Origin of the sequence: Pseudomonas sp. PB101 (genome assembly GCF_009764265.1) — a bacterium.
GTDB lineage: Bacteria > Pseudomonadota > Gammaproteobacteria > Pseudomonadales > Pseudomonadaceae > Aquipseudomonas.
In genome coordinates, this window is sequence record NZ_RWIR01000052.1 from 94,518 (window position 1) to 119,977 (window position 25,460).

Sequence of the window (25,460 nt, forward strand, 5' to 3'; positions counted from 1 at the left end):
CGGATTCAATGGAGTGACTGGATGAAAATCATCATCCTCGGTGCAGGGCAGGTCGGCGGCTCGCTGGCAGAACACCTGGCCAGCGAAGCCAACGACATTACCGTGGTCGATACCGATGGCGAGCGCCTGCGCGATCTCGGCGATCGCCTGGACATCCGTACCGTTCAAGGTCGCGGTTCGTTCCCGACGGTACTGCGCCAGGCCGGCGCCGATGACGCCGACATGCTGGTCGCGGTGACCAACAGCGATGAAACCAACATGGTCGCCTGCCAGGTCGCCCACACGCTGTTCCACACCCCGACCAAGATCGCCCGGGTGCGCGAAGCCGCGTACCTGACCCGCGAAGAGCAGTTGTTCCAGAACGAAGCGATTCCGGTGGACGTGCTGATCAGCCCGGAACAAGTGGTCACCAACTACATCAAGCGCCTGATCCAGCATCCCGGCGCCTTGCAGGTAATCGACTTCGCCGAAGGCAAGGCGCAACTGGTGGCGGTGCGGGCGTACTACGGCGGGCCGCTGGTGGGCCAGCAACTGCGGCAGTTGCGCGAGCACATGCCGAACGTGGAAACCCGCGTCGCGGCGATTTTCCGTCGTGACCGGCCGATCCTGCCCCAGGGCGATACGGTGATCGAGGCCGACGACGAGGTGTTTTTCATCGCCGCCAAAGCGAACATTCGCGCGGTGATGAGCGAAATGCGCCGTCTCGACGAAACCTATAAACGCATCGTCATCGCCGGTGGCGGACAAATCGGCGAGCGCTTGGCCGAAGCCATCGAAAGCCGTTATCAGGTGAAAATCATCGAGATGAACCCGGCACGCTGCCGCCATCTCTCCGACACCCTGGACAGCACAGTGGTGCTGCAGGGCAGTGCTTCGGACCGCGACCTGCTGATGGAAGAGAACATCGCCGACGCGGACCTGTTCCTGGCCCTGACCAACGACGACGAAGCCAACATCATGTCGTCGCTGCTGGCCAAACGGCTGGGTGCGAAGAAGGTGATGACCATCATCAACAACCCGGCTTATGTCGACCTGATCCAGGGTGGCGACATCGACATCGCCATCAGCCCGCAACTGGCGACTATCGGCACCTTGCTGGCCCACGTGCGCCGGGGTGACATCGTCAGCGTGCACTCACTGCGCCGGGGCGCGGCGGAAGCCATCGAGGCGATCGCCCATGGCGATGCGAAATCGAGCAAGGTGATCGGCAAGGCCATCGAGAACATCGGTTTGCCGCCAGGCACCACGATCGGCGCGATCATCCGCGATGAAGAAGTGATCATCGCCCACGACGACACCGTGATCGAAGCGGGCGACCATGTGATTCTGTTCCTTGTGGATAAAAAGCATATTCGCGATGTGGAGAAGTTGTTCCATGTGGGGTTGAGCTTCTTCTGATCCTGATTTTTTCAGTGCCTGCATTGGCCCTATCGCTGGCAAGCCAGCTCCCACAGTTTTTTGGTTGTTTACAAATATGATGCACACCAGAGAACCCTGTGGGAGCTGGCTTGCCAGCGATGGCGGCGTCAAAGACGAAAAAAACATCCCCTGATACCCGCAGAAAAGGAATCCACCCCATGATCGAATCCCTGGAAAAAATGCTCGCCAAGGGTGTGGATAACGCTTTGCTGCGCTTCGGCCTGGGCAAGGGTTATCTGGATCTGGGGGAGAACGCCAAGGCTGCGGAGCATTTCCAGCGCTGCGTCGAATTCGATCCGAAGTATTCGGCGGCGTGGAAACTACTGGGCAAGGCCCATCTGGCGCTGGCGGACTTTGCGGCCGCGCGCCAAGCCTGGGAGCAAGGCGTGGAAGCCGCTCGCAACCATGGCGACAAGCAGGCAGAAAAGGAAATGACGGTGTTCCTGAAGAAGCTCGACCGCCAGGCGCACTGATCAGAGATAACGCAAACCGATGCCCTCGGCATCCACCTGCACCACTTCCATGCGCACTCGCGGCGCGCCTGTGGGCAAGTCCTGCACCTGACCGTAGACCACTGCGCCCGGGGGCAGCGTCGACAGTTGCGGATGCTTGACGTAGACGCCGGTGGTCGACAGGTTGCGGGTCTGGCCCAGGCAATCGCCGATGCTTTCATGACTGATCTTGATGCGGAATGACTTGCGGTGTTCGGACATCTTCTGCGCCCTTGAATGAACGGTTGTGGATAACCCCGGGGTGCAGGGTTATCCACAGATCATGCCAATTGAATCAATACCAACGCTCTTCACCCGGTGGACGCTTCTTGAAGCGCTTCATGCTCCACATGTACTGGCTCGGGTAAGCGCCGACATAACGCTCGACCACCTTGCTCATGGCTGCGCAGGACTCCGCCGTATCGGTGCTGTACATGGCTTCTGGCGCGGCTTCGAGGATCACTTTGTAGCCCGAACCGTCCGGCAGGCGCAGGGCATGCAGGAACACGCCGACCGCCTTACCACCGGCGAGCATGTTCGGCACGAACTTGCTGGTCAGCGCCTGGGTGGCGAAGAACGGCACGAAGATCCCGGCGGATTCGGACGGTTCCGGGTCAGCGGGAATGCCCACTGCACCACCTTTGCGCACTTCCTTGATGACGCTGAGGATGCCTTCCTTGGTGGAGGCAGCGACCTTGTTACCCAACTGCACCCGTTGCTTTTGCAGCAATTCATCCACCGCCTTCAACTTCGGCGGACGATAGAAAATGATCGGCTTGCACTGGCTGCAATAGAAGTGGTTCAGCACTTCCCAGTTGCCCAGGTGGCTGGTGATGCCGACCACGCCTTTGCCGGAGGCGAGGGCGTCCTTCAACACGTCGAGGCCTTCGACCTCGCGCACCAAGTCGATGGAGCGCTGGGCCGGCCAGATCCAGGCGCAGGCGCTTTCGGTCAGGGACTTGCCGATGTCCTTCAGGCTCTGTCCGACCAAACGTTCACGCTCGGCGGGGTCCATGTCCGGAAAACACTTGGACAGATTGATCCGTACCACGTCGCGGGAACGGTTCGGGGTTTTCCACATGACCCAGCCAATCGCCGAGCCCACGGCCTGCACGGCCCGCCACGGAAGCAGGGCAAACAGCCGCAGAGCGCCTACCAGCAAGGCGCCTTTCAACTTATCCACAGGTCACTCCTGATCTTGTGCTGTGCGCGAATCGGCCATTCTAACCGCCGTTGGCCAACTGCGCGTAGCGGTCGCAATCACGGGTGTGATCCATGACCATGCCCGAGGCCTGCATCAGCGCGTAGCAAATGGTCGGCCCGACGAAGGTGAAGCCGGCTTTTTTCAGGCCTTTGCTCATCTCGACAGCGACCGGCGTAACGGCCGGCACTTCGCTGCGATCCTTGAAATGATTGATCACCGGCGTACCACCGACGAAGGACCAGAGAAACCCCACCGGGTCCTCCAGCGCCAGCCAGGCCTGGGCATTGCGCCGGGCGGCGTTGAGCTTCAGGCGATTGCGGATGATGCCCGGATCGAGCATCAACTCGTCGATTTCGGCATCGCTCATCTGCGCCACGCGCTGCACATCAAAGCCGAACATCACCTGACGATAACGCTCGCGTTTGCGCAACACGGTGATCCAGGAAAGCCCGGCCTGGAACCCTTCGAGCAAAAGCAACTCGAACAAACCCTGCGCATCGCGTAGCGGCGTGCCCCACTCCTGATCGTGATAAGCCATGTACAGCGGATCTTCGGAACACCAAAAGCAGCGTGGCATAAGGCTCCAGGGGGCGTGCGCAGCAACGAATCGGGTATACTCCCGCTCTTTAAATCGCAGCCCAAGAAACAGGTGAATTTCGTGAGCCAGCCTACGCCAGCCGTGCGTACCTTCCAAGACTTGATCCTCGCCCTCCAGCAATACTGGGCCGAGCAAGGTTGTGTGGTACTTCAGCCCTACGATATGGAAGTAGGCGCCGGCACTTTCCACACCGCAACGTTCCTGCGCGCCATCGGCCCGGAAACCTGGAACGCCGCCTACGTGCAGCCAAGCCGCCGTCCGACTGACGGCCGCTACGGCGAAAACCCGAACCGTCTGCAGCACTACTACCAGTTCCAGGTGGTCCTGAAGCCGAACCCGGACAACTTCCAGGAACTGTACCTGGGCTCCCTCAAGCACGTCGGCCTGGACCCACTGGTCCACGACATCCGCTTCGTCGAAGACAACTGGGAATCGCCGACCCTCGGCGCCTGGGGTCTGGGCTGGGAAGTCTGGCTCAACGGCATGGAAGTGACCCAGTTCACCTATTTCCAGCAAGCGGGCGGCATCGAGTGCTACCCGGTGACCGGCGAGATCACCTACGGTCTCGAGCGTCTGGCCATGTACCTGCAAGGCGTGGACTCGGTCTACGACCTGGTCTGGGCTGACGGCCCGATGGGCAAAGTGACCTACGGCGACGTGTTCCACCAGAACGAAGTGGAGCAGTCCACCTACAACTTCGAACACGCCAACGTCGACAAGCTGTTCGAACTGTTCGATTTCTACGAAAGCGAAGCCAAGCGCCTGATCGAACTCGACCAGCCGCTGCCGTTGCCGAGCTACGAAATGGTGCTGAAGGCCTCCCATACCTTCAACCTGCTGGATGCGCGCCGGGCAATTTCCGTGACTGCGCGTCAGCAATACATCCTGCGTGTACGCACCCTGGCGCGTTCCGTTGCGCAAGCCTACCTGTTGGCTCGCGCCAAGCTGGGCTTCCCGATGGCGACCCCGGACCTGCGTGACGAAGTACTGGCCAAGCTGGAGGCTGCACAATGAGTGCTCTGGATTTTCTGGTTGAACTGGGCACTGAAGAACTGCCACCCAAAGCCCTGAACACCCTGGCCGAGGCGTTCCTCGCCGGTATCGACAAGGGCCTGCAAGCCGCCGGCCTGAACTACGAGAGCAAAACCGTTTATGCCGCCCCGCGCCGCCTGGCCGTGCTGATCACCGCACTGGCCACCCAGCAGCCGGATCGCAGCATCAACCTCGACGGCCCGCCACGTCAGGCCGCGTTCGATGCCGAAGGCAACCCGACCCAGGCAGCACTGGGCTTCGCCAAGAAGTGCGGCGTCGAGCTGAGCGAAATCGATCAGAGCGGCCCGAAACTGCGCTACAGCCAGAGCATCGCCGGCAAGCCGACCGCCAGCCTGCTGCCGACCATCGTCGAAGATTCGCTGAACGACCTGCCGATCCCGAAACGCATGCGTTGGGGGGCACGCAAGGAAGAATTCGTTCGTCCGACCCAATGGCTGGTGATGCTGCTCGGTGACCAGGTCATCGATTGCACCATCCTCGCGCAGAAGGCCGGCCGCGACTCCCGTGGTCACCGCTTCCATCACCCGGAAAACGTGCGCATCGGTTCGCCGTCCAGCTACCTGGCCGACCTGCGTGCCGCCTACGTTCTGGCCGACGCCAACGAGCGTCGCGAGATCATCAGCAAGCGCACCGAAGAGCTGGCCACCCGTCAGGAAGGCACGGCAATCGTACCGCCAGCCCTGCTCGATGAAGTGACCGCGCTGGTCGAGTGGCCAGTGCCGCTGGTGTGCTCGTTCGAGGAGCGTTTCCTCGACGTGCCGCAAGAAGCACTGATCACCACCATGCAGGACAACCAGAAGTACTTCTGCCTGCTGGATGCCGACGGCAAGTTGCTGCCACGTTTCATTACCGTGGCCAACATCGAAAGCAAGGACCCGCAGCAGATCATCGCCGGTAACGAGAAAGTGGTTCGCCCACGCCTGACCGACGCCGAGTTCTTCTTCAAGCAAGACAAGAAGCAGAAGCTCGAAGACTTCAACCTGCGCCTGCAGAACGTGGTGTTCCAGGAAAAACTCGGCAGCGTCTACGACAAGGCCGAGCGCGTATCCAAACTGGCCGCGTTCATCGCTCAGCGCATCGGCGGCAACGCCGCGTGGGCCGCCCGTGCAGGCTTGCTGTCCAAGTGCGACCTGTCGACCGAGATGGTCGGTGAGTTCCCGGAGATGCAAGGTGTCGCCGGTTACTACTACGCCCTCAACGACGGCGAGCCGGAAGATGTCGCCCTGGCCCTGAACGAGCAGTACATGCCGCGCGGTGCCGGCGCTGAACTGCCAGCCACCTTGACCGGTGCGGCCGTGGCCATCGCCGACAAGCTCGACACCCTCGTGGGTATCTTCGGCATCGGCATGTTGCCGACCGGCAGCAAAGACCCGTATGCCCTGCGCCGCGCCGCACTGGGCGTGTTGCGTATCCTGATCGAGAAACAACTGGATCTGGACCTCAACGACGCCGTGGCCTTCGCCGTGAATGCGTTCGGGACCAAGGTCAAGGCTGCCGGCCTGAACGAATCGGTGCTGGAGTTCATCTTCGATCGCCTGCGTGCCCGTTACGAAGACGAAGGCGTCGACGTCGCCACCTACCTGTCAGTACGTGCCCTGAAGCCGGGTTCGGCCCTGGACTTCGATCAGCGCGTGCAAGCGGTAGAGGCCTTCCGCAAATTGCCGGAAGCCGCTGCCCTGGCTGCGGTGAACAAGCGCGTGTCGAACTTGCTGAGCAAGGTCGAAGGCTCGGTGCCTACCGTCGTCGAAGCCAAGTACTTCGACAATGCCAACGAGTTCTCCCTGTACTCGGCGATCCAGCAGGCTGACCAGGCTGTACAGCCGATGGCTGCAGCGCGTCAGTACAGCGAATCGCTGGCACGCCTGGCCGCCCTGCGCGAGCCGGTGGATGCGTTCTTCGAGGCGGTAATGGTCAATGCGGAAGACGCCAACGTGCGCGCCAACCGTTATGCCTTGCTGGCGCGCCTGCGTGGGCTGTTCCTCGGCGTCGCCGATATTTCGTTGCTGGGGTAAGACTGTTTGAAACTGCTGATTCTCGATCGGGACGGAGTGATCAATTACGACTCCGACGCTTACATCAAGTCGGTGGAGGAGTGGATTCCGCTCCCCGGCTCGATCGAAGCCATCGCGCAGTTGAGCAAGGCCGGCTGGACGGTAGCGGTCGCTACCAACCAGTCGGGCATCGCTCGCGGCTATTACGACCTCGCCACCCTGGATGCCATGCACGAGCGCTTGCGCGCACTGGTGGCGGAGCAGGGCGGTGAAGTCGGGCTGATCGTCTACTGCCCGCACGGGCCGGACGAAGGCTGTGATTGCCGCAAGCCGAAACCCGGGATGTTGAAAAGCATCGCCGCTCATTACAACGTGTCGCTGACCAATCTCTGGTTCGTCGGCGACAGCCTTGGTGACCTGGAAGCCGCCAAAGCCGTCGATTCACAGCCAGTTTTGGTAAAGACCGGGAAAGGCGAAAAGACTTTGGGCAAGACCCTTCCGGTTGGCACATTGATTTTTGACGATTTGGCGGCGATTGCCGCAGAACTTATCCACAATTAAAGTGCTTCGATTGTTCCTGACCAAGGATTGATCGGGGGTGCGCTTTATATAAGGCGGGCAATTCCCGCAACGGTAAACGTCACCATGTCGATATTGCAGGCCATCAGAACCTTCCTCTTCTACCTTCTGCTGGGCACCAGCTCGTTGCTTTGGTGCAGCCTGAGCTTTTTTATCGCGCCGTTTCTGCCATTCAAGGCACGTTATCGCTTCATCAACGTGTACTGGTGCCGCTGCGCCTTGTGGCTGAGCAAAGTGTTCCTGGGCATCCGCTACGAAGTGAAGGGTGCCGAGAACGTACCTGAACGGCCTTGCGTCATTCAGTCGAACCACCAGAGCACATGGGAGACGTTCTTTCTCTCTGCTTACTTCTCACCGCTGAGCCAGGTGCTCAAACGTGAACTGCTCTATGTGCCGTTCTTCGGCTGGGCCATGGCCATGCTGCGACCGATCGCCATCGATCGCGACAACCCGAAAGCCGCGCTCAAGCATGTGGCGCAGAAAGGCCATGAGTTGCTCAAGGACAATGTCTGGGTGCTGATCTTCCCCGAAGGCACGCGCGTACCTTTCGGCACCGTCGGCAAGTTCTCGCGCGGTGGCAGCGCCTTGGCGGTCAACGCCGAATTGCCGGTGCTGCCGATTGCGCACAACGCCGGCAAGTTCTGGCCGAAAACCGGTTGGGCGAAGAAACCGGGCGTCATCACTGTGATCATTGGCGAGCCGATGTATGCCGCAGGCACCGGACCGCGAGCCATTGCCGAATTGAACGACCGGGTGCAGGCGTGGAACGAGCAGATGCAACGGGAAATGGGCTCGCTGCCACCGACTCCGCAAGCGCCGGTTTCAAACGATCAGGTGGCTGTCTGAGATTCTGTGGATAACCTGTGTACCGTTTCATTGAAAACCGTCGCTATTTGCACGTAACTTTATGATTTTTTTACATATTTCTTTGAATGATAAAAATCATAAAAACGTGCATAAGTTTTTTTAGGACGTAAAAAAGCCGGCTGATATAGCCGGTTTTTTTATATCCACAATTCCTCCGCCTTCACTCCGTGAACAGCGGAAATTGCAGCCTGAATGTCGTGCCCCGACCCACCTCGCTCTGACACTCGATTCGCCCGCCGTGCCGATCCACAACGGCCTTGACCATCGACAATCCCAAGCCCACGCCATCGATACCCTGGGCGGAAGAAAAGCGCCTGTATTGGCTGAACAGCTCGGGCAACTCCTCCGCCGCGATGCCTTTGCCCTGATCGATGAGTTCACAGGTCAGCCAGCCGTCGCGCTGACTGACGTGCAAACGGATACGAGTGCCTGGAGCGCTGTACTTGATGGCATTTTCCAGCAGATTGAACAGTGCCCGAGTCAGCAGCACCTGATCCGCCAGAACCAGACTTTCCTGCGCCTGCTCCTCAACCTGATGGGCCAGTTCGATCTGTTTCAACTGCGCAATGGGCAGCGCCTGATCGAACACATCCAACACCAGCATCGCAAACAGGCTCGGCTGAAACTGATAAGCGTCGGACTCGGCCCTCGCCAGTAGAACAAAACCGTCAGTCAACTCCAGCGCCCGACGAACCTGTAGTTCGATTTGAGCAAAGAGCGGCGAATCCCCCCCCACTTGATGACGATGGACATCAAGCAACGCGAGGATGGCCGAGTGAGGTGCCCGCAGGTCGTGAGACAAGAATCGCAGCAGCACCGCACGCTGTTCCTCCGCATCGCGCTCGACACTCAAATCAGTCAGGTTCCATAGCCAGCCGACCGGCACCTCACCGTCCACCGGCAACAGCTCGGCGCGCTCCAGCCGCAGGCTGCGTTCCTTGAGGTCGCGGAACTCCAGCAGCGGCAGCGTCGACAAGGGCGAATCCGACCCGCGGTTCATATCCGGACAACCCAGCTGTTCAAGTCGCTTCAGCACATCATCGCCGACCAGTTCCCCACCAAACAGATCACGGGCCTTGCGATTGCCGAGCAGAATCCGTCCCTGGGGATCGCTGATCAATGTAGCCACCGGCAGGTATTCCAGGCCATCGGCAATGAATCGGTGGGTATCGCGGGTCAGGCTCATGGCTTGTTCCAGCGCGACGATTTGATTCTGCAAACTGTCGCCACCGGGATGGAGGGTACGACGGCGCTCGGGAAACACTTTCGGCTCGCTGTCCAGCCGTGCCAGTTCCCAACCGAAATAGGTCAGCACCACACTGAGGCGTCGCCAGTTCCAGATCAGGTAACCAAACAGCATCCCCAAGACTGCAGGCGTCGGAGACCACCACCAGCGCCTGAATTCCGCAAGACCGGCACTGGTCAGCAGCGCGCACGCCATCCCCGTGAGCGTCAACCAGAGCGCCAGCCGCGGACGCCACCACAACAGGCCAAGTACGCACGTCACCAGACCAAGGGAAAACAAGGCGCTCAGGCCTGGGGAAGCATCGTTCAGGTTGATCTGCGCGCGGTAGGACAGCAGTGTCGTCAACGGCAGCAACACAAAACTTATCCACAGCCACTCGCGCAGCAATTGCCGAAACAATCGCTGTACCTGGCTTGGCTCTCGGCTTTCGCGGCGGCGCTGGTCAGTCATGGCCAAGCGGGCAGGGCGGGGTATAAGGTTTCATGGTTCCTGTGTCTTAGGCGTCGACTCAAGAATCATAGCGGACGCTGCGACCAACGGCGGGCCGCTGACTTTCACTGTGTCGATTGACCCGCTATCGTCGATACAGAGCTGCCCAGGCGACAAGGAATCACCGTATATGCGCGTTGCGATTCTGGACGATGAGCCCGCCGAACTACGCCGGGTCGAACAAACCCTGCAACAGATGAGCGAAGCCGGAGAGCAGCCGTGGTCTTTGCACAGCTTCGAACGGGCCAAAGACCTGTTGCGCCAACTGCGTCGGGAAACCTTCGACCTGCTGATCCTCGACTGGCAACTGCCCGACCTAACGGGCCTGTCACTGCTGCAATGGACCCGCGAACACATGGAAGCGCCGCCGCCGACAATCATGCTCACCAGTCGTGACGGCGAAAGCGATATCGTTCAGGCCCTGAATGCTGGCGCCGATGACTACGTCAGCAAGCCGTTCCGCCCCAATGAACTGAAGGCCCGCGTTGGCGCGGTCCTGCGTCGACATGGCCAACAGCGCACAACGGCCGAAGGCTTGAGCTTCAATGACCTGGTGTTCGACGACGCCGAACTGACCGTCACTCGCGACGGCAAACCGATCGTCATGACCGAACGCGAATACCGCCTGGCGCATTGCCTGTTCAGCAACCTCGGCCGGCCGCTGTCGCGCGATTACCTGTACGAACGATTCTGGCCCCATGAAGAAATATCGTCGTCACGCCCACTGGATACGCACATCTATCGTCTGCGCAACAAACTTGGGCTGACGGCGGATCGCGGCTGGCAGCTGCTGACGATTTATAGGTATGGGTATCGGCTGGAGAGTGTGACACCGGCGAACGAATGAAACGCAGGCAATAAAAAAGGCCAATGCAGATGCATTGGCCTTTTTCGTTGGCACCGACCGGGATCAGAAGTCCAGGTTGGACACCGCCAAGGCGTTGCTTTCGATGAAGTCACGGCGTGGTTCGACCGCATCACCCATCAGGGTGTTGAAGATCTGATCCGCGCCAATGGCGTCTTCGATGGTCACTTTGAGCATCCGGCGCTGGCTTGGGTCCATGGTGGTTTCCCACAGCTGATCCGGGTTCATTTCGCCCAGACCTTTGTATCGCTGGATGGTGTGGCGCTTGGTGCTTTCAGCCATCAGCCATTCAAGGGCTTCCTTGAACTCGGTCACCGGCTTCTTGCGCTCGCCACGCTGGATGTACGCGCCGTCGTCCAGCAGGGTGCTCAGTTGAGCGCCTAGCGAAACCACAGTCTTGTAATCGTTACTGCCGAAGAAGTCGCGGTTGAAGGTGACGTAGTTCGACAGGCCGTGGGAGATCAGTTCGACCTCTGGCAGCCAGACGTTACGTTCACGGTCTTCACGCAGGCTGGCTTTGTAAACCAGGCCGGACTTCTCAACGGTGCGCAGGCGAACTTCGTACTGAGCCAGCCAATCCTGCATCGCTGCGTGATCGGACAGTTGCTCCATGCTCACCGCAGGCAGGTAGATGAAGTGCTCGGTCAGCTCCTGTGGGTACAGGCGCGACAGACGCTTGAGGGTCTTCATCACCAGACGGAAATCATTCACCAGACGCTCAAGCGCTTCACCGGAGATACCGGGTGCTTCTTCGTTCAGGTGCAGGCTCGCATCTTCCAGGGCCGACTGGGTCATGTACTCTTCCATGGCCTCGTCGTCTTTGATGTATTGCTCCTGCTTGCCCTTCTTGACCTTGTACAGCGGTGGCTGAGCGATGTAGATGTAGCCGCGTTCGATCAGCTCCGGCAGCTGACGGAAGAAGAAGGTCAGCAGCAGCGTACGGATGTGCGAACCGTCGACGTCAGCATCGGTCATGATGATGATGTTGTGGTAACGCAGCTTGTCGATGTTGTACTCGTCGCGGCCGATGCCGCAGCCCAGCGCGGTGATCAAGGTGCCCACTTCCTGGGAAGAGATCATCTTGTCGAAGCGCGCCTTCTCGACGTTCAGGATCTTGCCCTTCAGCGGCAGGATGGCCTGGGTCCGACGGTTACGTCCCTGCTTGGCGGAGCCGCCAGCAGAGTCACCTTCCACGAGGTACAGTTCGGAAAGGGCAGGGTCTTTTTCCTGGCAGTCAGCCAGTTTGCCCGGCAGGCCGGCGATATCCAGCGCGCCTTTGCGACGGGTCATTTCACGGGCTTTACGCGCCGCTTCACGAGCACGTGCCGCATCGATCATCTTGCCGACGACCAGCTTGGCTTCGTTCGGATTTTCCAGCAGGAAGTCGGAGAAGTACTTGCCCATTTCCTGTTCGACCGCGGTCTTCACTTCGGAAGACACCAGCTTGTCTTTGGTCTGGGAGCTGAACTTCGGATCCGGCACTTTTACCGAAATGATCGCGGTCAGGCCTTCACGAGCATCGTCACCGGTGGTGGCGACCTTGTGCTTCTTCGCCAGGCCTTCAGCTTCGATGTAGGTGTTCAGGTTACGCGTCAGTGCGGAACGGAAACCCACCAGGTGAGTACCGCCATCGCGCTGTGGAATGTTGTTGGTGAAGCACAGCAGGTTCTCGTTGAAGCTGTCGTTCCACTGCAGGGCGATTTCCACGCCGATGCCGTCTTCACGCTGGATGTTGAAGTGGAACACCTGGTTGACCGGGGTCTTGTTGGTGTTCAGGTATTCAACGAACGCACGCAGGCCGCCTTCGTATTTGAACAGTTCTTCCTTGCCGCTGCGCTCGTCCTTGAGGACGATGCCGACACCGGAGTTGAGGAAGGACAGTTCACGAATCCGCTTGGCCAGGATGTCCCAGCTGAAATGGATGTTCTTGAAGGTTTCGCTGGAAGCCTTGAAGTGGATCTGCGTACCGGTGGTTTCGCTGTCGCCAACGATTTTCATCGGCTCTTGCGGAACACCGTGGACGTAAGTCTGTTCCCAGATCTTGCCGCTACGGCGAACGGTCAGGACCAGCTGTTCCGACAGGGCGTTAACGACCGACACACCCACGCCGTGCAGACCGCCGGAGACCTTGTAGGAGTTGTCGTCGAACTTACCGCCGGCGTGCAGCACGGTCATGATGACCTCGGCTGCCGAAACGCCTTCTTCCTTGTGAACGTCTACCGGGATGCCACGGCCGTTGTCGCGAACGGTGATGGACTCATCCGGGTGGATGATGATGCTGATGTCGTCGCAGTAGCCGGCGAGGGCTTCGTCGATCGAGTTATCGACCACCTCGAACACCATGTGGTGCAGACCGCTACCATCATCGGTGTCGCCAATGTACATACCGGGACGTTTGCGTACGGCATCCAGGCCTTTCAGCACTTTAATGCTCGTTGAGTCGTACGTATTTTCTTCGCTCAATGCCTTCACTCCCGATGGTCGTGGGTCTGGGTGATACGGCCCTGTTCCACGTGGAACAGTGCGACTGGCGTTTCCGTCTGCCAGCCTTCCCTCAATAATTCGTGATCTACACAGGTGATAAATACCTGGCAGCGTAAGTCTTCCAACAAGCGGCAAAGCGCGCGACGGTGCTGCTCGTCCAGTTCGGACGGCAAGTCATCCACCAGATAAATACACTGACCGCGTCGAGCCTGGCTGACCAGGTGCCCCTGGGCAATCCGTAATGCGCAAACCACCAACTTCTGCTGGCCACGGGACAAGATGTCCGCGGCGTTGTGTGCGCCCAGTCTGAGACGCAAATCAGCACGTTGTGGTCCGGCCTGGGTGTGCCCTATTTGCTGGTCCCGCTGTAGAGACCCGGCGAGCACAGCACTCAATTCACGGTCCTTGTCCCAGCCGCGGTAATAGCTGAGCGTCAAGCCTTCAAGCTCAACCAGTTCGCTCAAGGTTTGTTCAAAGACTGGTTTCAAGGCTTTGATATAGGCGCGGCGGTATTCATCAATTTCAGCGCTGGCCTGGCACAGTTCCCTGTCCCAAACCGCTTGCGAAACGGCGTCAAGTGTACCATGCCGCAGCCAAGAGTTTCTCTGGCGCAGGGCCTTCTGCAAGCGCTGCCAGGTTGACATGAAGCGCGGTTCCACGTGGAACACGCCCCAATCGAGAAACTGTCGGCGAATCTTCGGTGCCCCTTCCAGCAATCGAAAGCTGTCCGGGTTGATCAGTTGCAGCGGCAGAATCTCGGCCAGTTGGGCTGCGCTGCGCGCGTTCTGCCCATCGATCCGGATCTGGAATTCACCCTGGCGATCCCGCGAAATGCCCAAGGCGCTATGCCCACCCTCAGCCAGTTCAACCTGGCCAAACACCGTGCAGGCAAGCTGTTCGTATTGAATGACCGGTAACAGGCGGGTGCTGCGAAACGAACGGGCAAGCCCCAGCAGATGGATGGCTTCCAGAACACTGGTTTTGCCGCTGCCGTTGGCGCCGTAAAGGATATTGATGCGGGGAGAGGGGGAGAAGGTCACCGGGTGCAGATTGCGCACCGCGGTGACCGAGACGCGACTTAAGGACATCTAGCTTCTGCTGGGCATGATTACAGACGCATCGGCATGACGACGTAGGCCGAGTCGTCGTTGTCCGATTCCTGCACCAGCGCACTGCTGTTGGAGTCGGACAGGATCAGACGAACCTGCTCGGTGGTCATCACGCCCAGTACGTCGAGCAGATAGCTCACGTTGAAGCCGATTTCCAGGGAGCCGCCGTTGTATTCAACGCCCACTTCCTCTTCCGCTTCTTCCTGCTCCGGGTTGTTCGCCTGGATCTTCAGCTGACCGCTGGCCAGTTGCAGACGGATACCACGGTACTTCTCGTTGGACAGAATCGCGGTACGGCTGAACGCTTCACGCAACGCCTGGCGATCGCCCAGTACCAGCTTGTCGCCGCCTTTTGGCAGAACGCGCTCGTAGTCCGGGAATTTACCGTCGACCAGTTTCGAGGTGAAGGTGAACTCACCGGTGGTGGCGCGGATATGGTGCTGGCCCAGCACGATGCTGACATTGCCGTCCGGCTCGGTGAGCAGGCGCGCCAGTTCGAGGATACCTTTGCGCGGCACAATGACCTGGTGACGATCCGGCTGACCGATATCGGCCTGCATCGAGCACATGGCCAGGCGGTGACCGTCGGTGGCCACGGCGCGGATCACGCCGGCAGACACTTCCAGCAGCATGCCGTTGAGGTAGTAACGCACGTCCTGCTGGGCCATGGCGAAGCTGGTGCGCTCGATCAGACGACGCAGCTTGCTTTGCTCCAGGCTGCAGGTCAGCGAACCCGGGCCTTCTTCTACAGTCGGGAAATCGTTGGCCGGCAATGTCGACAAGGTGAAGCGGCTACGGCCAGCCTTGACCACAAGCTTCTGCTCATCGACCTTGATATCGATCAGCGCATCGTTCGGCAGGCTTTTGCAGATGTCCATCAGCTTGCGCGCCGGCACGGTGATGGAACCCGGATCCGCCGGCTCTTCGAGTTGAACACGACCGACCAGCTCGACTTCCAGGTCGGTACCGGTCAGCGACAATTGCTGGCCTTCGACAACCAGCAGCACGTTGGAGAGCACCGGCAAGGTCTGGCGGCGTTCGACGACGCCTGCGACCAGTTGCAGGGGTTTCAACAGGGCTTCGCGTTGAATGGTGAAATGCATGGTCTAGTCCCTTGCCTTAATTAGCTGCGCTGGTGTTCATCAAGTGGTCAGTGTACGCAGCAGGTTCTTGTAGTCCTCGCGGATGTCCGCGTCGGATTCCTTAAGTTCGTTGATCTTGCGGCAGGCGTGCAAAACAGTCGTATGGTCGCGGCCGCCAAACACATCGCCGATTTCCGGCAGGCTGTGGTTAGTCAACTCTTTGGACAAGGCCATTGCAACCTGACGCGGACGTGCGACCGAGCGAGAACGACGCTTGGACAGCAAGTCGGAGATCTTGATCTTGTAATACTCGGCGACGGTGCGCTGAATGTTATCCACAGAGACCAGTTTATCCTGCAACGCCAACAAGTCCTTCAGGGATTCGCGAATCAACTCGATGGTGATATCGCGGCCCATGAAGTGCGAGTGGGCGATCACGCGTTTGAGCGCGCCTTCCAGCTCACGGACGTTGGAGCGAATGCGCTGGGCAATGAAGAACGCGGCGTCGTGTGGCAGATCGACCTTGGCCTGGTCGGCCTTCTTCATCAGGATCGCCACGCGGGTTTCCAGCTCCGGCGGCTCGACCGCTACGGTCAGGCCCCAGCCAAAGCGGGATTTAAGGCGCTCTTCAAGGCCTTCGATTTCTTTCGGGTAGCGGTCACTGGTGAGAATGACCTGCTGGCCACCTTCGAGCAGGGCGTTGAAGGTGTGGAAAAACTCTTCCTGGGAACGCTCCTTGCGGGCGAAGAACTGAATGTCATCGATCAGCAAGGCATCCACCGAGCGGTAGAAGCGTTTGAACTCGTTGATCGCATTCAGTTGCAGGGCCTTGACCATGTCCGCCACAAAACGCTCCGAATGCAGGTACACCACCTTGGCATTCGGGTTCTTCTTTAATAGATGGTTACCCACAGCGTGCATCAAGTGGGTTTTACCCAGGCCGACACCACCATAAAGGAAGAGCGGGTTGTACCCGTGCTTGGGGTTGTCCGCCACCTGCCAGGCGGCGGCGCGCGCCAGCTGGTTGGATTTACCTTCAACGAAGTTCTCGAAGGTAAAGGTGCGGTTCAGGTAACTGGTGTGCTTGAGCGCACCTTCGACCTGCACGGTACGTTGCTCGGCGCGCACCGGGGCCTGTTGCGAACTGGCGCCGGCCATCGGGTCGAAGCTGTCACGGGAAGGTTCTTCCTCGTTTACCTCGGCCGTTTTTTGCGTGGCGCGTTTGGTCGAAGCCGCGGCAGGTGCCGGCGCTGGCGAACTGGCGGGTGCCTGTGCAGCCTGGGCCTGGGAAGCCGCAGCTGCCAGGGGAGCATTGGGCGCGGCACGGGGTGCCGAACTGCGTTTGCTGCCTATTAACAAGGAAAGCGCAGGCGCCATGCCGTTGCCGTGCTCATCGAGCAATTCGAGAACACGCCCCAGGTACTTTTCGTTGACCCAGTCCAGAACAAAACGGTTGGGTGCATAGACACGCAACTCGTCGCCTTCGGCTTCGACCTGTAGTGGACGGATCCAAGTGTTGAATTGTTGGGCAGGCAGCTCATCGCGCAAAAGCTCCACGCACTGCTGCCAAAGTTCCACTGACACGGATATCCCCTAAGTTGAAAGCCGGTGAGGCAAAAACAAGCGGCCATTGTAGCGGCCAGACGCCGACTTATCCACACGAAGGTGGTTCATCGACCAAGAACAATCAGGGATTTATACGCAAAAAAGACGACCAATGGTCTGTGCATAAGCTCTGTGGATAACCGGGGTTAAGGTCATTGCACAAGTGGGGGCGAAACTCGGTGGATAACCGGCCTGTGGATAAAGCGGCATTCCACACACAGGTTATCCGACAGTGCAGCACAGGCTGAACACGGTTTTCCACTGTAGTTGTCATTCTCTGTACATCAGGTAAAACAAGGGCTGAATCGACTTATCCACAGAAGGAGGCGAGCCTAGCTTTTATAAGCTTTACAGAAAAGCTTTAAATTCTTTCCTTTCTTATTTTTATATTTACCGACGGTTCCTTCAGCGCAAAACGCCTGGAGATCTATTTATAAGGAAACGCTGGTTGGAAATTGACCTGAAGGCTTGCTTTCTCTAGAATCCCCGGTCTCTTAAAACGGGGGCCATTCCGGCCCGTTGTGGACGAACCAGGTAACACGACAATGAAACGTACTTTCCAACCAAGCACTATCAAACGCGCTCGTACCCACGGCTTCCGTGCTCGCATGGCTACCAAGAACGGTCGTGCCGTTCTGTCGCGTCGCCGCGCCAAAGGTCGTGCGCGTCTGGCAGTTTGATAAGCCGGCACTGGAGGTGAGTCAGGACTTCAGTCGGGAAAAGCGTCTGCTTACTCCCCGGCATTTCAAGGCAGTCTTTGACTCCCCTACCGGCAAGGTTCCGGGGAAAAATCTCCTGCTCCTTGCGCGCAACAACGATCTTGATCACCCCCGTCTCGGGTTGGTTATCGGGAAAAAGAGCGTAAAGCTCTCCGTCGAGCGCAATCGCCTCAAACGTCTGATGCGCGAATCGTTTCGCCTGAACCAGGATTCACTGGTCGGTTGGGACATCGTTATCGTCGCGCGCAAAGGTTTGGGTGACGTAGAAAACCCCGAATTGATTCAGCATTTCGGCAAACTCTGGAAGCGTCTGGCTCGCAGTTCGCCGGTACCAGCAGTCAAAACCGAAACTGTAGGGGTAGACAGTCCCGATGCGTAAACTGGCACTCGTTCCGATCCAGTTTTACCGCTATGCCATTAGTCCTCTGATGGCCAGTCACTGTCGTTTCTACCCCAGTTGTTCCTGCTACGCGTTAGAAGCCATCGAAAATCATGGCCTTCTTCGCGGTGGCTGGCTGACCTTTCGTCGTTTAGGTCGCTGTCATCCGTGGAATCCCGGTGGTTATGACCCGGTTCCACCTATCCCTACCTCCCGTTCTTCTTCGATGGCCGAGTAATCATGGATATCAAACGCACGATCCTGATCGTCGCCCTGGCAATCGTGTCCTACGTTATGGTTCTTAAATGGAACCAGGACTATGGTCAGGCTGCCTTGCCGACTCAGAATGTTGCCTCCAGTACGACTGCACCGGGCCTGCCGGAAACGGCAACTGGCTCCAACGCTTCCGCCAGTGACGACATTCCACGTGCTGCAAGCGACACCAGCGCACCTGCCGAAACGCCGGTGGCTGTGAGCAAGGACCTCATCCAGATCAAAACGGATGTACTGGACCTGGCTATCGACCCACAAGGTGGCGATGTTGCCCAGTTGACCCTGCCGCTGTATCCGCGTCGCCAGGATCACCCGGAAATTCCGTTCCAGCTGTTCGATAACGGCGGCGAACGTACTTATCTGGCGCAAAGCGGTCTGATCGGCACCAACGGTCCGGATGCCAATCCGGCCGGTCGTCCGGTTTATTCCTCGGAGAAGAAGGTTTATCAACTGGCTGACGGTCAGGACCAATTGGTCGTAGACCTGAAGTTCAGCAAGGACGGCGTCAACTACATCAAGCGTTTCACCGTGAAACGCGGCCTGTATGACGTAACCGTTTCCTACCTGATCGACAACCAGAGCGCTCAGCCCTGGACCGGTGCGATGTTCGCCCAGTTGAAGCGCGACGCCAGCGCCGATCCTTCGTCGACCACGGCTACCGGCACCGCGACTTACCTGGGCGCCGCCCTGTGGACAAGTTCTGAGCCGTACAAGAAAGTGTCCATGAAGGACATGGACAAGGCAGCGCTCAAAGAAACCGTCACTGGCGGTTGGGTTGCCTGGTTGCAGCACTACTTCGTGACCGCGTGGATTCCGGCCAAGGGCGAAAACAACGTCGTCCAGACCCGTAAAGACAGCAAAGGCAACTACATCATCGGCTACACCGGCCCATCGATGAGCGTTGCACCGGGCGCCAAGGCCGAGACCAGCGCTGTTCTGTACGCAGGTCCGAAAAGCCAGGCCGTGCTCAAAGAGTTGTCCCCAGGTCTGGAACTGACGGTCGACTACGGTATTCTGTGGTTTATCGCCCAACCGATCTTCTGGTTGCTGCAACACATCCACGCCATTGTGGGTAACTGGGGCTGGTCGATCATCTTCCTGACCATGCTGATCAAAGGGATCTTCTTCCCGCTGTCGGCTGCCAGCTACAAATCCATGGCGCGCATGCGTGCAGTGGCACCGAAACTGGCCGCGCTGAAAGAGCAACATGGCGATGACCGACAGAAAATGTCGCAAGCCATGATGGAGCTGTACAAGAAAGAGAAGATCAATCCGCTGGGTGGTTGCTTGCCAATCCTCGTGCAGATGCCGGTTTTCCTCTCGCTGTACTGGGTTCTGCTGGAAAGCGTTGAAATGCGCCAGGCGCCGTTCATGCTGTGGATCACTGACCTGTCGATCAAGGATCCGTTCTTCATTCTGCCGATCATCATGGGCGCAACCATGTTCATCCAGCAGCAGCTGAACCCGACTCCTCCGGATCCGATGCAGGCCAAGGTAATGAAGCTGATGCCAATCATCTTCACCTTCTTCTTCCTGTGGTTCCCGGCTGGTCTGGTGCTGTACTGGGTAGTGAACAACTGCCTGTCGATCGCCCAACAGTGGTACATCACACGTAAGATCGAAGCGGCCGCTAAAGCAGCTGCCTGATTTACACTGTGGATAACCACTCAAAACGCCCCCTAGTGGGGCGTTTTGCTATCTGTCACTTTTGTCTGGATACCGGTTTATGAGCGTTCCTCGTGAAACCATCGCAGCCGTCGCCACCGCCCAGGGCCGTGGCGGTGTAGGCATCGTGCGTATTTCCGGGCCGTTGGCCAGCGTTGCGGCCAAGGCCTTCAGTGGTCGCGACCTCAAGCCGCGATTTGCCCACTACGGTGCGTTCTTCGGTGAAAACGACGAAGTACTGGATCAGGGCATCGCGCTGTATTTTCCCGGGCCAAACTCGTTTACTGGCGAAGATGTCCTGGAACTACAGGGTCACGGCGGCCCGATCGTTCTGGATATGTTGCTCAAGCGCTGCCTGGAATTGGGTTGCCGGCTCGCCCGACCGGGGGAATTCAGTGAGCGCGCCTTCCTCAACGACAAACTGGACCTTGCCCAGGCCGAAGCCATTGCCGACCTGATTGAAGCCAGTTCTGCCCAGGCGGCGCGAAACGCGTTGCGCTCCCTGCAGGGCGCTTTCTCGTCACGTGTGCATAACCTCACCGAGCAACTGATCGGCCTGCGCATTTATGTCGAAGCGGCCATCGATTTCCCGGAAGAGGAAATCGACTTCCTCGCAGATGGCCACGTCCTGAGCATGCTCGACAAAGTGCGCGACGAGTTATCCACCGTCATGCGCGAAGCCGGGCAGGGCGCCTTGCTGCGTGACGGCATGACCGTGGTGATTGCCGGTCGTCCGAATGCCGGTAAATCCAGCCTGCTCAATGCGCTGGCCGGGCGTGAAGCGGCGATCGTGACCGAAATTGCCGGTACCACCCGCGACGTACTCCGTGAACATATCCACATCGATGGCATGCCGCTGCATGTGGTGGATACCGCCGGTCTGCGCGATACCGATGACCATGTGGAAAAAATCGGCGTCGAACGTGCCTTGAAAGCCATCGGCGAAGCGGATCGGGTGCTGTTGGTAGTCGATGCCACCGCACCGGAAGCCCTTGATCCGTTTGCATTGTGGCCGGAATTTCTGGAAACCCGTCCCGATCCCGCGAAAGTGACCTTGATCCGCAACAAGGCTGACCTTACGGGTGAAGCCATTGCCATGGAGATCAGCGAGGACGGTCACGTCACCATCAGCCTGAGTGCCAAGTCCGCAGGTGCTGGCCTGGAACTGCTGCGCGATCACCTCAAGGCCTGCATGGGCTACGAGCAAACGTCCGAAAGCAGCTTCAGTGCTCGCCGGCGGCATCTGGAGGCGCTGCGTCATGCCAGTGCTGCCCTCGAGCATGGCCGTGCGCAATTGACCCTGGCCGGTGCTGGTGAGCTGCTGGCCGAGGATTTGCGCCAGGCTCAGCACTCGCTGGGAGAAATCACCGGCGCTTTCAGCTCCGACGATCTGTTGGGGCGAATCTTCTCCAGCTTCTGCATCGGTAAGTAACCCGCCTGTTGTTCACAGACAGGCCATTCGTGCCTGTCTGCTCCCTCCTTTTGTGAATAAACCCTCCAGTGCCGAGCGGACATTGTCTGCTTGAGCTGAATTTTCGTGCGCGGATTTTGAGCAAACGACGTTTTTCTGTGGATTAAGCCCTGTGAATAACCGCCACTAAGGTCAGTTGATAACAGGGCCTGAAAACTGGATATAACCACCCCTGTGGATAAGCACCTCTTTCATCCACAGGCTTACCCCGGTTATCCAAGGGCCTCATTGGCACATGAACACAGGGTTTTGAATCTCTGTACACATTGAAAATAAAGGTCTGTAGAGATCTATCCACAGAAAGGCAGGTACATAGAAATAAACATAAAAACAAAGATTTAATAAATTTCTTTCTTTTTAATTTCTATAACTCCGACTTTTCCACAGCTGGTTAAATTTTGTGCAAAGGGTTCTTTAGGAAGGGCGAAGTCCCTATACTTGTCGACCAGGTCCAAAAACCTGAGCTCAAACTATTCCTGAATTACCTACTTAAGCAGGCACGAGGTGCGTGGTGGATTTCCCTTCCCGTTTTGAAGTGATCGTCATCGGCGGCGGTCATGCCGGTACCGAGGCAGCACTGGCCTCAGCACGTATGGGGGTTAAAACCCTGTTGCTGACGCATAACGTGGAAACCCTCGGTGCCATGAGTTGCAACCCGGCCATTGGCGGGATCGGCAAAAGCCACCTGGTCAAGGAAATCGATGCCCTGGGTGGCGCGATGGCCATTGCTACCGACAAAGGCGGCATCCAGTTTCGCGTGTTGAACAGCCGCAAAGGCCCGGCCGTGCGTGCAACCCGTGCACAGGCAGACCGGGTTCTGTACAAGGCCGCTGTCCGCGAAATCCTGGAAAACCAGCCGAACCTGTGGATATTTCAACAGGCAGCCGATGACCTGATCGTCGAGCAGGAACAAGTGCGTGGCGTAGTGACCCAAATGGGCCTGCGTTTTCTCGCCGACTCGGTGGTTTTGACCACAGGCACCTTCCTCGGTGGACTTATCCACATCGGTTTGCAGAATTTTTCCGGTGGTCGCGCCGGTGATCCGCCATCGATCGCGCTGGCTCACCGCCTGCGTGAACTGCCGCTGCGCGTGGGTCGCCTGAAAACCGGTACACCGCCGCGTATTGACGCCCGCTCTGTGGATTTCTCGGTGATGACCGAGCAAGCCGGCGATACACCGATCCCGGTGATGTCGTTCATGGGGTCCAAAGAGCAACATCCGCGGCAAGTCAGCTGCTGGATTACCCACACCAACGCCCGCACCCACGAAATCATTGCCGCGAACCTCGACCGTTCGCCGATGTATTCCGCTGCCGGTGAGATCGAAGGCATCGGCCCGCGTTATTGCCCGTCGATCGAAGACAAGATCCATCGCTTTGCCGACAAGGAAAGCCATCAGGTCTTCATCGAACCGGAAGGTTTGACGACAAACGAGCTGTATCCGAACGGGATATCCACATCCCTGCCGTTCGACGTGCAATTGCAGATCGTGCAATCGATCCGCGGCATGGAAAACGCGCACATCGTGCGTCCGGGCTACGCCATCGAGTACGACTACTTCGACCCGCGCGACCTGAAGTACAGCCTGGAAACCAAAGTCATTGGCGGCCTGTTTTTCGCCGGACAAATCAACGGCACCACCGGTTACGAAGAAGCCGGCGCCCAGGGTTTGCTCGCCGGCACCAACGCGGCACTGCGCGCCCAAGGCAAAGAGGCCTGGTGTCCGCGTCGCGACGAGGCCTACATCGGTGTGTTGGTCGACGACCTGATTACCCTCGGTACCCAAGAGCCGTACCGGATGTTCACCTCCCGTGCCGAGTACCGTTTGATCCTGCGCGAAGACAACGCCGACCTGCGCTTGACCGAAAAAGGCCGTGAACTCGGCCTGGTCGATGACGTGCGCTGGGCAGCTTTCTGCAAAAAACGCGAAAGCATCGAACTGGAAGAGCAGCGCCTGAAGAGCACCTGGGTTCGCCCGGGCACCGAACAGGGCGATGCGATTGCCGAAAAATTCGGCACGCCGCTGACTCACGAATACAACCTGCTCAATCTCTTGAGCCGTCCGGAAATCGACTACGCTGGTCTGATCTCCGTCACTGGCGGTGGCGCAGAAGATCCACAGGTTGCCGAACAGGTCGAGATCAAGACCAAGTACGCCGGTTACATCGATCGTCAACAGGATGAAATCGCCCGCCTGCGAGCCAGCGAAGACACCAAACTGCCTGTGGATATCGATTACACGAATATTTCCGGTCTCTCCAAAGAGATCCAGAGCAAGCTCGGTGCGACCCGTCCAGAGACTTTGGGCCAGGCTTCGCGTATCCCGGGCGTAACGCCGGCAGCCATTTCGCTGTTGATGATTCATTTGAAAAAACGCGGCGCGGGCCGTCAGTTGGAGCAAAGCGCTTGAGTTCGTTGGTCACTTCGCAACATGCAGAAGAGTTATCCACAGGTGCCCGCCAGCTTGGCGTCACGCTGACAGACACCCAGCACGCGCAACTGCTGGGTTATCTGGCCCTGTTGATCAAATGGAACAAGGCCTACAACCTCACCGCCGTGCGTGATCCTGACGAAATGGTCTCCCGCCATCTGCTCGACAGCCTGAGCGTGATGTCATTCATCGAAAACGGACGCTGGCTCGACGTCGGCAGCGGCGGCGGCATGCCCGGCATTCCGTTGGCCATCCTGTTTCCCGAGTCCCAGGTGACTTGCCTGGACAGCAACGGCAAGAAAACCCGCTTCCTGACCCAGGTCAAACTCGAACTCAAACTGGATAACCTGCAAGTTATCCACAGTCGCGTCGAAGCCTTCCAGCCTGCCCAGCCGTTCAACGGGATCATTTCCCGGGCGTTCAGCAGCATGGAGAACTTCAGCAACTGGACTCGCCACCTCGGCGATAGCGAAACACGCTGGCTGGCAATGAAGGGCGTTCATCCGGCCGATGAGCTGGTAGCATTGCCGGCAGACTTCCACCTCGATAGCGAACACGCCCTGGCCGTACCTGGTTGCCAAGGCCAACGCCATCTGCTGATACTGCGCCGCACGGCATGATTGGGAACACAAGCAAGAATGGCTAAGGTATTCGCGATAGCGAACCAAAAGGGTGGCGTGGGCAAAACCACCACCTGCATCAACCTCGCAGCATCCCTGGTCGCGACCAAGCGTCGGGTGCTGTTGATCGACCTTGATCCACAGGGCAACGCCACCATGGGTAGCGGTGTGGATAAACACGGCCTGGAAAACTCGGTCTACGACCTGCTGATCGGCGAATGCGACCTGGCCCAGGCCATGCACTTCTCCGAACACGGTGGTTACCAGTTGTTGCCGGCCAACCGCGACCTCACCGCGGCCGAAGTGGTTCTGCTGGAAATGCAGATGAAGGAAAGTCGCCTGCGCAGTGCGCTGGCGCCGATCCGCGAAAACTACGACTACATCCTGATCGACTGCCCGCCGTCGCTGTCGATGCTGACCTTGAACGCACTGGTTGCCGCCGACGGGGTGATTATCCCCATGCAGTGCGAGTACTTCGCCCTCGAAGGCTTGAGCGACCTTGTGGATAACATCAAGCGCATCGCCGAGCTGCTCAACCCGAACCTCAAGGTCGAAGGCCTGCTGCGCACGATGTACGACCCGCGCCTGAGCCTGATGAACGATGTCTCGGCGCAGCTCAAGGAACACTTCGGCGAACAGCTCTACGACACCGTCATTCCGCGCAACATCCGTCTGGCCGAAGCGCCAAGCTACGGCATGCCGGCGCTGGCGTACGACAAATCCTCGCGCGGTGCCGTTGCCTACCTGGCACTGGCGGGCGAAATGGTTCGTCGTCAGCGCAAAAACTCACGCATCGCCGCCGCTCAGGCAACTTAAGGAA

At 58.6% G+C, this 25,460-nt stretch carries 23 protein-coding genes; 15 read left to right on the forward strand and 8 right to left on the reverse strand.

Annotation, left to right across the window (positions count from 1 at the left end; genetic code table 11):
- The first annotated feature begins 21 nt into the window (after nucleotides 1-21).
- Both trkA and EI969_RS15545 read left to right on the forward strand, forming a co-directional pair.
- Complete coding sequence (gene trkA / locus EI969_RS15540) at nucleotides 22-1,398, forward strand: Trk system potassium transporter TrkA (protein WP_008045725.1); 1,377 nt, start codon at nucleotides 22-24, stop codon at nucleotides 1,396-1,398.
- A 179-nt stretch (nucleotides 1,399-1,577) separates the two neighbouring features.
- Entirely contained in the window at nucleotides 1,578-1,892 is a 315-nt protein-coding gene (locus EI969_RS15545; protein WP_160388570.1) for a tetratricopeptide repeat protein, read from the forward strand.
- On the opposite strand, the gene EI969_RS15550 is transcribed toward EI969_RS15545, so the two are convergent.
- The 3 genes from EI969_RS15550 to EI969_RS15560 form a co-directional block, all read right to left on the reverse strand.
- Nucleotides 1,893-2,132 carry a PilZ domain-containing protein gene (locus EI969_RS15550; RefSeq protein WP_160388571.1) on the reverse strand — a complete coding sequence of 80 codons (240 nt, stop codon included), beginning with the start codon at nucleotides 2,130-2,132 and terminating at the stop codon, nucleotides 1,893-1,895.
- A gap of 73 nt (nucleotides 2,133-2,205) precedes the next feature.
- Entirely contained in the window at nucleotides 2,206-3,093 is an 888-nt protein-coding gene (locus EI969_RS15555; RefSeq protein ID WP_110661925.1) for a lysophospholipid acyltransferase, read from the reverse strand.
- 40 nt (nucleotides 3,094-3,133) lie between these two features.
- On the reverse strand, nucleotides 3,134-3,691 hold the full coding sequence (locus EI969_RS15560) for a DNA-3-methyladenine glycosylase I (protein WP_160388572.1): 558 nt from the start codon (nucleotides 3,689-3,691) through the stop codon (nucleotides 3,134-3,136).
- Nucleotides 3,692-3,772: 81 nt separating this feature from the next.
- Here EI969_RS15560 and glyQ point away from each other — a divergent pair, with 81 nt between their 5' ends.
- From glyQ to EI969_RS15580, 4 genes are all read left to right on the forward strand, one after another.
- The gene (gene glyQ, locus EI969_RS15565) at nucleotides 3,773-4,726 is read left to right on the forward strand and encodes a glycine--tRNA ligase subunit alpha (protein WP_025112261.1); all 954 of its coding nucleotides are present in this window, start codon (nucleotides 3,773-3,775) and stop codon (nucleotides 4,724-4,726) included.
- Nucleotides 4,723-6,777 (forward strand): glycine--tRNA ligase subunit beta, encoded by a 2,055-nt coding sequence (gene glyS / locus EI969_RS15570; protein ID WP_160388573.1) that lies wholly within the window; start codon nucleotides 4,723-4,725, stop codon nucleotides 6,775-6,777. Before glyQ ends, glyS begins: the two co-directional genes overlap by 4 nt.
- Nucleotides 6,778-6,783: 6 nt before the next feature.
- Nucleotides 6,784-7,317 (forward strand): D-glycero-beta-D-manno-heptose 1,7-bisphosphate 7-phosphatase, encoded by a 534-nt coding sequence (gene gmhB, locus EI969_RS15575; RefSeq protein WP_150716653.1) that lies wholly within the window; start codon nucleotides 6,784-6,786, stop codon nucleotides 7,315-7,317.
- A gap of 84 nt (nucleotides 7,318-7,401) precedes the next feature.
- The gene (locus EI969_RS15580) at nucleotides 7,402-8,181 is read left to right on the forward strand and encodes a 1-acyl-sn-glycerol-3-phosphate acyltransferase (protein WP_160388574.1); all 780 of its coding nucleotides are present in this window, start codon (nucleotides 7,402-7,404) and stop codon (nucleotides 8,179-8,181) included.
- A 181-nt stretch (nucleotides 8,182-8,362) separates the two neighbouring features.
- On the opposite strand, the gene EI969_RS15585 is transcribed toward EI969_RS15580, so the two are convergent.
- Nucleotides 8,363-9,898, reverse strand: a complete 1,536-nt coding sequence (locus EI969_RS15585) for a PAS domain-containing sensor histidine kinase (protein WP_160388575.1) — start codon at nucleotides 9,896-9,898, stop codon at nucleotides 8,363-8,365.
- 169 nt (nucleotides 9,899-10,067) lie between these two features.
- Between EI969_RS15585 and EI969_RS15590 the strand changes: the two genes are divergently transcribed.
- The gene (locus tag EI969_RS15590; protein WP_160388576.1) at nucleotides 10,068-10,784 is read left to right on the forward strand and encodes a response regulator transcription factor; all 717 of its coding nucleotides are present in this window, start codon (nucleotides 10,068-10,070) and stop codon (nucleotides 10,782-10,784) included.
- Between the two features lie 63 nt (nucleotides 10,785-10,847).
- Here the strand turns inward: EI969_RS15590 and gyrB are convergent, their stop codons facing one another.
- Genes gyrB through dnaA form a run of 4 tightly spaced genes read right to left on the reverse strand, consistent with a single transcriptional unit; the run spans nucleotide 10,848 to nucleotide 17,061 of the window.
- A complete protein-coding gene (gene gyrB, locus EI969_RS15595) occupies nucleotides 10,848-13,265 on the reverse strand; it encodes a DNA topoisomerase (ATP-hydrolyzing) subunit B (RefSeq protein WP_160388577.1) in 2,418 nt (805 codons plus the stop codon).
- Between the two features lie 5 nt (nucleotides 13,266-13,270).
- Nucleotides 13,271-14,374 carry a DNA replication/repair protein RecF gene (recF, locus tag EI969_RS15600; protein ID WP_047535636.1) on the reverse strand — a complete coding sequence of 368 codons (1,104 nt, stop codon included), beginning with the start codon at nucleotides 14,372-14,374 and terminating at the stop codon, nucleotides 13,271-13,273.
- A gap of 20 nt (nucleotides 14,375-14,394) precedes the next feature.
- Entirely contained in the window at nucleotides 14,395-15,498 is a 1,104-nt protein-coding gene (gene dnaN / locus EI969_RS15605; RefSeq protein WP_007969885.1) for a DNA polymerase III subunit beta, read from the reverse strand.
- Nucleotides 15,499-15,537: 39 nt separating this feature from the next.
- Entirely contained in the window at nucleotides 15,538-17,061 is a 1,524-nt protein-coding gene (gene dnaA, locus EI969_RS15610; protein WP_160388578.1) for a chromosomal replication initiator protein DnaA, read from the reverse strand.
- A 566-nt stretch (nucleotides 17,062-17,627) separates the two neighbouring features.
- On the opposite strand from dnaA, the gene rpmH reads away from it, so the two are divergent.
- From rpmH to EI969_RS15650, 8 genes are all read left to right on the forward strand, one after another.
- Entirely contained in the window at nucleotides 17,628-17,762 is a 135-nt protein-coding gene (gene rpmH / locus EI969_RS15615) for a 50S ribosomal protein L34 (RefSeq protein WP_003213577.1), read from the forward strand.
- A gap of 16 nt (nucleotides 17,763-17,778) precedes the next feature.
- Complete coding sequence (rnpA, locus tag EI969_RS15620; protein WP_015097448.1) at nucleotides 17,779-18,180, forward strand: ribonuclease P protein component; 402 nt, start codon at nucleotides 17,779-17,781, stop codon at nucleotides 18,178-18,180.
- Nucleotides 18,173-18,418: a membrane protein insertion efficiency factor YidD gene (gene yidD / locus EI969_RS15625; protein ID WP_010207715.1), complete on the forward strand. Its 246-nt coding sequence runs from the start codon at nucleotides 18,173-18,175 to the stop codon at nucleotides 18,416-18,418. Before rnpA ends, yidD begins: the two co-directional genes overlap by 8 nt.
- 2 nt (nucleotides 18,419-18,420) lie before the next feature.
- Nucleotides 18,421-20,100, forward strand: a complete 1,680-nt coding sequence (yidC, locus tag EI969_RS15630) for a membrane protein insertase YidC (RefSeq protein ID WP_160388580.1) — start codon at nucleotides 18,421-18,423, stop codon at nucleotides 20,098-20,100.
- A 79-nt stretch (nucleotides 20,101-20,179) separates the two neighbouring features.
- Nucleotides 20,180-21,550: a tRNA uridine-5-carboxymethylaminomethyl(34) synthesis GTPase MnmE gene (mnmE, locus tag EI969_RS15635; protein WP_160388581.1), complete on the forward strand. Its 1,371-nt coding sequence runs from the start codon at nucleotides 20,180-20,182 to the stop codon at nucleotides 21,548-21,550.
- Between the two features lie 550 nt (nucleotides 21,551-22,100).
- Nucleotides 22,101-23,999, forward strand: a complete 1,899-nt coding sequence (gene mnmG, locus EI969_RS15640; protein ID WP_160388582.1) for a tRNA uridine-5-carboxymethylaminomethyl(34) synthesis enzyme MnmG — start codon at nucleotides 22,101-22,103, stop codon at nucleotides 23,997-23,999.
- A complete protein-coding gene (gene rsmG, locus EI969_RS15645; protein ID WP_150716645.1) occupies nucleotides 23,996-24,640 on the forward strand; it encodes a 16S rRNA (guanine(527)-N(7))-methyltransferase RsmG in 645 nt (214 codons plus the stop codon). Before mnmG ends, rsmG begins: the two co-directional genes overlap by 4 nt.
- Nucleotides 24,641-24,658: 18 nt before the next feature.
- A complete protein-coding gene (locus EI969_RS15650) occupies nucleotides 24,659-25,456 on the forward strand; it encodes a ParA family protein (protein ID WP_008002319.1) in 798 nt (265 codons plus the stop codon).
- Nucleotides 25,457-25,460: the final 4 nt, after the last annotated feature.

Bases quoted from the DNA above. Each gene is read 5' to 3' on its own strand.
- trkA (WP_008045725.1), top strand. From the start codon at position 22: ATGAAAATCATCATCCTCGGTGCAGGGCAGGTCGGCGGCTCGCTGGCA.
- EI969_RS15545 (WP_160388570.1), top strand. From the start codon at position 1,578: ATGATCGAATCCCTGGAAAAAATGCTCGCCAAGGGTGTGGATAACGCT.
- EI969_RS15550 (WP_160388571.1), bottom strand. From the start codon at position 2,132: ATGTCCGAACACCGCAAGTCATTCCGCATCAAGATCAGTCATGAAAGC.
- EI969_RS15560 (WP_160388572.1), bottom strand. From the start codon at position 3,691: ATGCCACGCTGCTTTTGGTGTTCCGAAGATCCGCTGTACATGGCTTAT.
- glyS (WP_160388573.1), top strand. From the start codon at position 4,723: ATGAGTGCTCTGGATTTTCTGGTTGAACTGGGCACTGAAGAACTGCCA.
- EI969_RS15580 (WP_160388574.1), top strand. From the start codon at position 7,402: ATGTCGATATTGCAGGCCATCAGAACCTTCCTCTTCTACCTTCTGCTG.
- EI969_RS15585 (WP_160388575.1), bottom strand. From the start codon at position 9,898: ATGACTGACCAGCGCCGCCGCGAAAGCCGAGAGCCAAGCCAGGTACAG.
- EI969_RS15590 (WP_160388576.1), top strand. From the start codon at position 10,068: ATGCGCGTTGCGATTCTGGACGATGAGCCCGCCGAACTACGCCGGGTC.
- recF (WP_047535636.1), bottom strand. From the start codon at position 14,374: ATGTCCTTAAGTCGCGTCTCGGTCACCGCGGTGCGCAATCTGCACCCG.
- dnaN (WP_007969885.1), bottom strand. From the start codon at position 15,498: ATGCATTTCACCATTCAACGCGAAGCCCTGTTGAAACCCCTGCAACTG.
- rpmH (WP_003213577.1), top strand. From the start codon at position 17,628: ATGAAACGTACTTTCCAACCAAGCACTATCAAACGCGCTCGTACCCAC.
- yidD (WP_010207715.1), top strand. From the start codon at position 18,173: ATGCGTAAACTGGCACTCGTTCCGATCCAGTTTTACCGCTATGCCATT.
- yidC (WP_160388580.1), top strand. From the start codon at position 18,421: ATGGATATCAAACGCACGATCCTGATCGTCGCCCTGGCAATCGTGTCC.
- mnmE (WP_160388581.1), top strand. From the start codon at position 20,180: ATGAGCGTTCCTCGTGAAACCATCGCAGCCGTCGCCACCGCCCAGGGC.
- EI969_RS15650 (WP_008002319.1), top strand. From the start codon at position 24,659: ATGGCTAAGGTATTCGCGATAGCGAACCAAAAGGGTGGCGTGGGCAAA.